Source organism: Anabaena sp. CA = ATCC 33047, from assembly GCF_963870205.1.
Lineage (GTDB): Bacteria > Cyanobacteriota > Cyanobacteriia > Cyanobacteriales > Nostocaceae > Trichormus.
This window is the reverse complement of the sequence record NZ_CAWMSA010000047.1, coordinates 128830-136695: the sequence shown is the minus strand read 5'-3', so window position 1 is coordinate 136695 and position 7866 is coordinate 128830. Positions and strand designations below refer to the sequence as shown.

Sequence of the window (7866 nt, the reverse complement as noted above, 5' to 3'; positions counted from 1 at the left end):
TTTCCCGCCGTAGGAAACTTTTCAAGACGAATTTTGAATTGATTTGTCCCTACTCCCGACTCCCCACATTTGGACGTACTTTCGCCCGGACAAGTATAGCAGTAATGTTGTCATGACCATTGTATTGGTTGGCCAATTCAATTAATTCTCTCACCCCTGCTTCTAAGCTAGTACCGGAACTTAAGAAGGGCAATAGGTGAGTCTGCCAGTGGGTTTCTAACAAATCATTATCGGATAACCCATCTGAAACTAAAGCGAAAAGGTGATCTTCATGAATCTCAAAAAACTCGACATCAGGATTGATGGTAGTGCGCTCTCGTGGCCCCAAGGCTTGAGTCAGTTGATAAGCATCAGGACGAGCATAAGCTATTTTAGCTTGTACTCCTCTGGCTATTTCTCGTTGTCCGACTTCATGATCTACCGTGATTTGCTCTAAACCCTGCTTGCGAGTGACGCGGTAGCAACGACTATCTCCTACATGAGCCACTGCGGCTTGATTGCCTTGAATCAGCAGCATCACTAAAGTAGTACCCATGCGTCCGCTTCCCGAACGGGCATCTTGTTGATTTTGTTGGTAAATTACCTGATTAGCTTGATACACTCCCTCACGAATTGTATCTTCTGTTGGCAGTTGGTTTGTTGTCCAGTGTGTTTGAAAGTATTGCCGTAGGGTGTTTACTGCTAATTCACTAGCCACTTCACCGCCAGCGTGTCCGCCCATACCATCGCAGAGAATATACAAGCCTCTGGCTTGTAAAATTCGGTGTTTGGGCAAGTCCACTTTCTCAATTTTAGTTTCAATCCCAAAGTAGTCTTCATTATGTTGCCTTTGCCTACCGACATCAGTTTGTCCTGCATCTTCTAAGCTGCTTAACTGTACGGACAGCACAATTGTTGGTAAGTCATCTGATTGATTTTCGGCATTTTCTGACTCATCTACTTGTAAAAGTGTAGGTGCAGAGGTGTTTTCTTCTTCCATTGCTGCCAAATTGGGGGATGTGGTTTCTAGTTCTGTGGCTACTGTTGTTAAACGCGATCGCAACTGTGCAATTGTCTGGATTTTACCCTGTTCTAAATCGTCCAAAATCTGCACTACTGAACCAAATTGAGTGCGTTGAGAGGATTTAAACAGGTTCTGCCATACTCTACCTAATGCTTTCACCGTCAGAGGCTGCTCCCCACTAGCTAGCGTGGCTACTGTTTCATCTGCCAGGGGTGCGATCGCCCAATTATCCTTCGGTGTTTTCACATACAACCGTTGTAGCACTAGCGTCTGGTCTTCATCCAAGCGCAAATTCGCCAAATCCAACAAACTATAATGACAATCCAGTGGTTCTAATAACTCCCACAATTGGGTCATTTCATAACACCAGTATAAAATTTGCGATATACTTGTGTTTTCGGCTGACCACAAATCAAGTAAAGATTGCCAACCAGAACGGTCTTCAATCAGTAATACCTGCAAATCACCATCCAGCCACGCATCATGAATTTTTGGGATTCCTGGGTGATGCAAGGATTTTAACGCCAGGTAAGCCTTAGCTACAATCGGAATACCACTAGCTGCTACCGATGGCGTGAGCAAACTCGGTTGCTGATTTGCTAATGTACTCAGCAGCGATATTTGATAAGGTTGACAATCTAAAACCCTGGCACACCATTGATCATTGTCTGCTGATAGCTCTGATAACAACTGATAACGCTGCTCTTTGTCTAAATATGAACCCACAGACAAATGTAAAGCCGCAACTGGAGCAGTCGAAATCACCGAGGCATCGGGCATTGTCTCACCTCTCATCCCCATCTCCCCGGCTTGCTTACCTACAATTGCCCACCATACAGTTCCACATTCTGCACCACATTTATGACAATGTAGAGCCGACACCAGTACATCAGTACCACATTGATGACAGACCTTGTGAAACAAGGAAGCACCACATTTCTGACAGAATTTGTTAGCGTTGGGATTTTCAAATTGACACTGAGGGCAAATCAGCATAGTGGAAGTTCCTTAATTCCCGTTCCAAGGTGCTACTAGCCACTGATCTCCACATTGCCACAATCCGCCGCGTCTGCCTACAGTAGACAACCAAAAAATTGTGGTTTCACCCATGAATTCTGGTGGCCGTATTAATTGTGACGCATATTAGCTAAAGATTTCAGACATCGGCAAGATTATCTCTTATCCATTGGGGACTGGAGGAGAGGGAGAAAACATTTCCTCCCTTCTAACTTTAGTCATACAACCAAGTATTGGCAGAAAAATTGTCTTGGGACTCAGTTGGCTGTACTGGCAGTTTTTCAGGAGTGAGGTGAGATTTTCTATAGGTAACTGGCTTATAAGTTGGTTGTTCTGGTTGTTTTGGCGTGGGAGTTGGCGGTTTTTGTTTTAAAGATTGATTTTCCTCTATGAGTTGGGAATTAGCTTCTGCCAATTGTAGTGCTGTTTGTTTAGCTTCATAAAGCTCTTTGGTAATTCTTTCTACTGCGGCTTTTTGTTGGGCTAAAGCTGATTCTAATTCTAATTTTTTCTGTTTAAGAGACATTTCGTTTTGTTGAGATGTTTCTAAACTTGCTTGCAATTGTTTAATAGTCGCTTCTAAATCAGCTTTTGTGGGATTGCTACGCTTATTAGTCAATGTTTCAGCTATTGGCTGAGAAGTTTCCTCTGGGGTGGCAGCATTGTCTTCTGCCACTTCTACAGCATTGACATTAATTGCAGATTCACCTTCAGATGGGTTAAATTTTTGGACTTCCTCTTGAATCAAGTCGGAAAGACTGTGTTTTTTAGGCATTATTTTCTCCAATCACGCTGTAATTCTTCCGCCACTCGACGGTAATCTGACTCTGCCTCTTTAGCATTTCTGCCCCGCCACTGATTAATAGCCACACCCTCCAATGCTGCCCGTTCGTGGGCTTTGTATATCCTAATAAAAGACTTACAAGCGGGAATTCCTAAGCGTTGCAGAGTATTTTGGGCTTCTATGGCTTCATTTATACATCGGGTGTCAACTTTTGTCAGTAGTACCCGATGGGGAATACCGACAGGAACAACAGCAGCCTTAACTGTATCAATCAGGGCGGCTAAATCCATTGCTGCTGGTGGTGTAGGTAACACTAAATAATCTGCGATCGCTACTACTGTCGCTAAGGCATCCGAGTGGAGTGCCGGCGGCGTATCCACTATGACTAAATCGTAACCTGTGATTGCTTTTAACCGACCTAATAATTGCGGATTTGTTTCTTGGGATAAGTCAAACCCCATACCATTCTGATTCCGCCCAAACCACCAACTAGCAGAACCTTGAATGTCTGTATCAACCAGAATAACTTTTTTCTTTTTCCCAAACTGGGCAGCTAAATTGACGGCGGTAGTCGTTTTACCGACTCCACCTTTACCGTTGAGAATGGCGATGATTTTTGGCACTGCTGACTCCCGACCCTGCCTTAAATGAATATACCGCTTTCTGGAGCCAGCAGTATCAGAAAAACTTGCCACAATAAAATTTAGTAGCCCTGAAATCCGATTCAAAAAAAGCTAACAAATGCTAACAAGTGCCAGCTTTTTCTTCCTGCTTCTTCCTAGAAGTGTCGGCACTATCTAGTCCACAGGCTAACACGGTCAATCTGACCGCTATATCTCTCCCAAAAGTTGAGAAAATTTTCTTGAGGTGCTACTAACAATCCTCTTGTCTATGGAGCTTATCCCTCGCCTGCGGCACGTTTACCAAACGCCAGTTTAACTGGAGGGTGTATCCTCTGACGGCGACGGTTGAACCGTTATTAATTAGTAGATTATAGGCTGTTTCCATCCACAATGCAATTAAACGATATCCTGTCAACCTCTCATAAATGTGAGTAATTGTTAGCAATTGTTAATCATTGCGGTGCTGTTTACAAACCCTCCTAAAAATCTTGAGTTGCCAAAGCCAAATCTAAGAGATAATGCAGCCAACAAGATGGAGTAGAATTAATCCTTTAGATAGAGGAGGGCAAAAAGATGACTCGTGTCATCATCGTGCGTCATGGCCAAAGCACATATAACACCGAAAAACGCATTCAAGGGCGCAGTGACGTATCAACATTAACAGAAAAAGGTCGTAGTGATGCCGCTAAAGTCGGCAAAGCCCTCAGTAATATTTCATTTCATGGAATTTATAGCAGTCCACTGCAACGAGCCAAACAAACAGCAGAAATTATTCATGGTGAGTTAACATCTAAGTTTGAGAAGTCTGCCGTTGTGCAAACTTCTGATTTGCTACTAGAAGTTGACTTACCTTTGTGGGAAGCAATGGTGAGTGCTGATGTTAAGCAGCAGTTTCCTGAAGATTATCGCATTTGGCATGAACACCCCGATGAATTGAAGATGGTGGTTAACCAAGACGGGGAAACTCAAGAACATTTTCCTGTGCTGTCTTTGTATAAACAAGCGCGACAGTTTTGGCAAGAAATTTTACCCCATCATCAAGGTGAAACTATCTTAATCGTCGGTCATAATGGCATCAATCGCGCCTTGATTAGCACCGCTTTGGGTATTCACCCCAGTCGTTACCATTGCATACAGCAATCTAACTGTGGCATCAACGTCTTAAACTTTTCTGGGGGTTTGGGCGAACCAGTACAATTAGAGTCGATGAACCAGACGCAGCATCTAGGGGAAACTCTCCCTTCCTTACGTCCTGGTCATCAAGGTGTAAGATTGTTACTGGTACGTCACGGGGAAACCGAATGGAACCGCCAAACCAGATTTCAAGGACAGATTGACATTCCCCTCAATGACAACGGCAGAAACCAAGCAAAAAAAGCTGGGGAATTTCTCCAAAATGTCGCCCTTGACTTTGCCGTAAGTAGCACTATGGCACGTCCTAAAGAAACAGCCGAAATTATTTTGCAACATCATTCTGATGTCAATTTAGAATTACAAGACGGCTTAAGAGAAATTGGACATGGACTTTGGGAAGGAAAACTAGAAGTAGAAATCGAGCAAGAATTCCCTGGAGAGTTACACCGTTGGCGCACAACGCCAGCAGATGTACAAATGCCAGAAGGAGAGAATTTACAACAAGTATGGGAACGTAGTACGGTGACTTGGCAAGCAATTGTCCAATCGGCTATCGAAAATCAACGCCAAACCGGATTAGTCGTGGCTCACGACGCTACTAATAAAACCCTACTTTGTTATATTCTCGGCTTATCTGCTGATAATTTCTGGAATTTCCGCCAAGGTAACGGTGCTGTCAGTGTCATTGACTACCCCTCTGGGCTGAATGGTTTACCAGTATTGCAAGCAATGAACATTACCACTCATTTAAGTGGCGGTGTACTGGATAAAACCGCAGCTGGAGCATTATAGGGTGATTAACAACAACAATAGATAAAAAGCTGAAGCACTAAATAGCTCAAATGACAACTGAACTTCTGCAACAAGTAAGGGTAATTGACCCGGTTTCTGGAACTGATCAAGTGGCTGATGTGCTAATTGCTCATGGTACAATCCAAGCAGTAGCCCCACAAATTACTGATATTAGTTCTGATACTCAAGTTAGAGATTGTCGGGGACTGATTCTCGGAACTGGGTTAGTTGATTTGTATAGTCACTCCGGCGAACCAGGTTTTGAAGAAAGAGAAACTCTGTTATCTTTTTTACAAGCGGCGGCGGCTGGTGGCTTTACCAGAGTTAGCATTCTCCCTGATACATCGCCAGCTATTGATAACCCTGCGCTTGTTGCACAGTTGCAGAAAATGAGAGGGGGAAATCCCTCATCTCTCTCACTTCCCCATCTCCACATCTGGGGTGCGATTACCTTAGATGTGGCAGGGAAGCAGATGACGGAATTAGCCGATTTAGCGGCGGCGGGAGTTGTGGGGTTTACTGATGGTTTGCCGTTAGATAATTTAGGATTAGTGCGGCGGTTGTTGGAATATGTGCAAGCATTGGGTAAACCTGTAGCTTTTTGGCCTTGCGATCGCCTACTTCAATCTAACGGAGTCATGCGGGAAGGTGCGGATGCGCTGCGGTATGGTTTGCCACCTGTTCCTGTGAGTGCGGAAACAACTGCGATCGCCTCTTTAATCGAATTGGTAGCTAACATTGGTACACCCATACATATCATGCGTGTTTCCACGGCTCGTAGTGTAGAATTAATTGCCACAGCTAAAGCCCAAGGTTTACCCATTACCGCTAGTACCACCTGGATGCACCTGTTATTAGATACTAAAGCTGTTAAGAGTTATAACACCAGCTTGCATTTAGAACCACCTTTGGGTAATAACAGCGATATGAAGGCGTTACGGGAAGCAGTACGGGAGGGTGTTGTGGATGCGATCGCCATTGATCATGCAGCTTACACCTACGAAGAAAAAGTCCAAGCCTTTGCCGAAGCACCACCAGGGGCGATTGGTTTAGAATTAGCATTACCATTGTTGTGGCAGCATTTAGTTGCAACTGGGGAATTTACCGGATTACAATTGTGGCAAGCATTGAGTACAAAACCCGCAGATTGTTTACAAGAAAAAGTTAGTAAAATTGCACCTCATCAGCAAGCTGAACTAACATTATTTAACCCTGAAAAAACTTGGACAGTAGACAGAAAGAATCTGCATACTCTTTCTAGCAATACTCCCTGGTTAGGACAAGAATTAAAAGGGCGAGTAGTGCAAACTTGGTGTTAGTGAGCAAGGTTGTAGTTAGTTTACAGATTTTGCCGTGGGATAAGAGCGATCGCACCCGAAAATGGTAGTTGATTTTAGTAGGCGATCGCTCAAAAACTTAGTCAAAGAAATCAACATTAGTATACGATTAATTTACTGATTGTTGGTTTCTTGTTGTTGGTTTAACCAAGCTGTTAAATCTGCAACGTCAGAAAAATCGAACAACTGTTCACCCAGTGCTTCTAATTGCTCAATAGATAATCTTTGAACCTCCTCAATTAAAGATAAGTCAATTTCTCCAAATCGACGATTTAACTGGCGCAGAATTAGCTGTTGTTCTCCTTGCTGTAGTCCTTGTTGTAACCCTTCCTGTCTAGCTCGTTCTCTGTCTTCTTGATACAGTGGTGCTAATCTCATCACTAACTCCCGATCATCTGTTTCTATATTCTGATTTATTCTCAAGTTTTGTTGTAGGCTATAGAGTAATTCTAGCGTCACTCTCTGAAAGGGATGATTTGCTGGTAGTGCTGCCAATTCATCAATTGCTCGTTGCTGTACTCTACCACGCCCTAGTATTCTCAGCCACAGTGTTTCTTGAGTACAGGGTAACTGATGAATTACAACTATGGCTGTCCGCAAATACTCAGGTAGAAAGTAAACTCCCTCTACCCAGTCTGATTTTAGACTTGCACCAAAGCCGGAAATTATTGTTTCCGATGCGGTGGGAGTCAGAACCCATAAATGGGGAATTTCTCCGGCTGAGATTGGGGTTTTAGTGCGATTTGCTTCTCTTTGAATAGCGTTTCTGACTTCTAAGAGTTTTAACAGACAATCAGTGATTTCTTCTTTTGATGCTGGGTTGCGGAACGGTTCAAAAATGGCGGATGTAGTTGCCATTTTCCCTAATAATCCTAATGTTTCTAAATTAGCTGTTTGTGTAGAAAATGGAGAAAATAATACATCGATTTCTCGAACTTCAGCAGCTACCCGACTCGGTGCTTGGACTTTTCCATAGGGTTTGAGTAGTTCTTCTAAATAGTCTTTGGAAAATTGGTCATGGATAAATCGCGTCATTTAATTATATTTAAAAAAACTTGTTAATTATTCATATTTTATCTGTTGTAGACACAACAAAAATGGGAGCATCCCAAATGTGTAAGTTTATTTTTTGCTTGAGGTTAAGACATGAAATGAACGAACCACGAAGGGACGAAG

Annotated in this window: 6 protein-coding genes; 2 read left to right on the top strand and 4 right to left on the bottom strand. The window is 43.1% G+C overall.

Features of this window, described 5'->3' with window-relative positions:
* Window positions 1-49: 49 nt before the first annotated feature.
* From AACS98_RS16150 to AACS98_RS16140, 3 genes are all read right to left on the bottom strand, one after another.
* A complete protein-coding gene (locus AACS98_RS16150) occupies window positions 50-1999 on the bottom strand; it encodes a serine/threonine phosphatase (RefSeq protein WP_066381650.1) in 1950 nt (649 codons plus the stop codon).
* 235 nt (window positions 2000-2234) lie between these two features.
* Window positions 2235-2795, bottom strand: a complete 561-nt coding sequence (locus AACS98_RS16145; RefSeq protein WP_066381647.1) for a hypothetical protein — start codon at window positions 2793-2795, stop codon at window positions 2235-2237.
* The gene (locus AACS98_RS16140; protein ID WP_066381766.1) at window positions 2795-3427 is read right to left on the bottom strand and encodes a ParA family protein; all 633 of its coding nucleotides are present in this window, start codon (window positions 3425-3427) and stop codon (window positions 2795-2797) included. The genes AACS98_RS16145 and AACS98_RS16140 overlap by 1 nt, the downstream gene beginning before the upstream one ends.
* A 573-nt stretch (window positions 3428-4000) precedes the next feature.
* On the opposite strand from AACS98_RS16140, the gene AACS98_RS16135 reads away from it, so the two are divergent.
* A complete protein-coding gene (locus tag AACS98_RS16135) occupies window positions 4001-5353 on the top strand; it encodes a histidine phosphatase family protein (RefSeq protein ID WP_066381645.1) in 1353 nt (450 codons plus the stop codon).
* Window positions 5354-5403: 50 nt separating this feature from the next.
* Complete coding sequence (locus AACS98_RS16130) at window positions 5404-6672, top strand: dihydroorotase (RefSeq protein WP_066381642.1); 1269 nt, start codon at window positions 5404-5406, stop codon at window positions 6670-6672.
* Between the two features lie 132 nt (window positions 6673-6804).
* Here AACS98_RS16130 and AACS98_RS16125 read toward each other — a convergent pair whose 3' ends face one another.
* The gene (locus tag AACS98_RS16125) at window positions 6805-7725 is read right to left on the bottom strand and encodes a DUF4351 domain-containing protein (protein WP_066381641.1); all 921 of its coding nucleotides are present in this window, start codon (window positions 7723-7725) and stop codon (window positions 6805-6807) included.
* Between the last annotated feature and the right edge of the window lie 141 nt (window positions 7726-7866).

What these genes read in the sequence shown, in the direction of transcription:
- AACS98_RS16150 (WP_066381650.1), bottom strand. Translation starts at nt 1,999, where the DNA reads ATGCTGATTTGCCCTCAGTGTCAATTTGAAAATCCCAACGCTAACAAA.
- AACS98_RS16145 (WP_066381647.1), bottom strand. Translation starts at nt 2,795, where the DNA reads ATGCCTAAAAAACACAGTCTTTCCGACTTGATTCAAGAGGAAGTCCAA.
- AACS98_RS16135 (WP_066381645.1), top strand. Translation starts at nt 4,001, where the DNA reads ATGACTCGTGTCATCATCGTGCGTCATGGCCAAAGCACATATAACACC.
- AACS98_RS16130 (WP_066381642.1), top strand. Translation starts at nt 5,404, where the DNA reads ATGACAACTGAACTTCTGCAACAAGTAAGGGTAATTGACCCGGTTTCT.
- AACS98_RS16125 (WP_066381641.1), bottom strand. Translation starts at nt 7,725, where the DNA reads ATGACGCGATTTATCCATGACCAATTTTCCAAAGACTATTTAGAAGAA.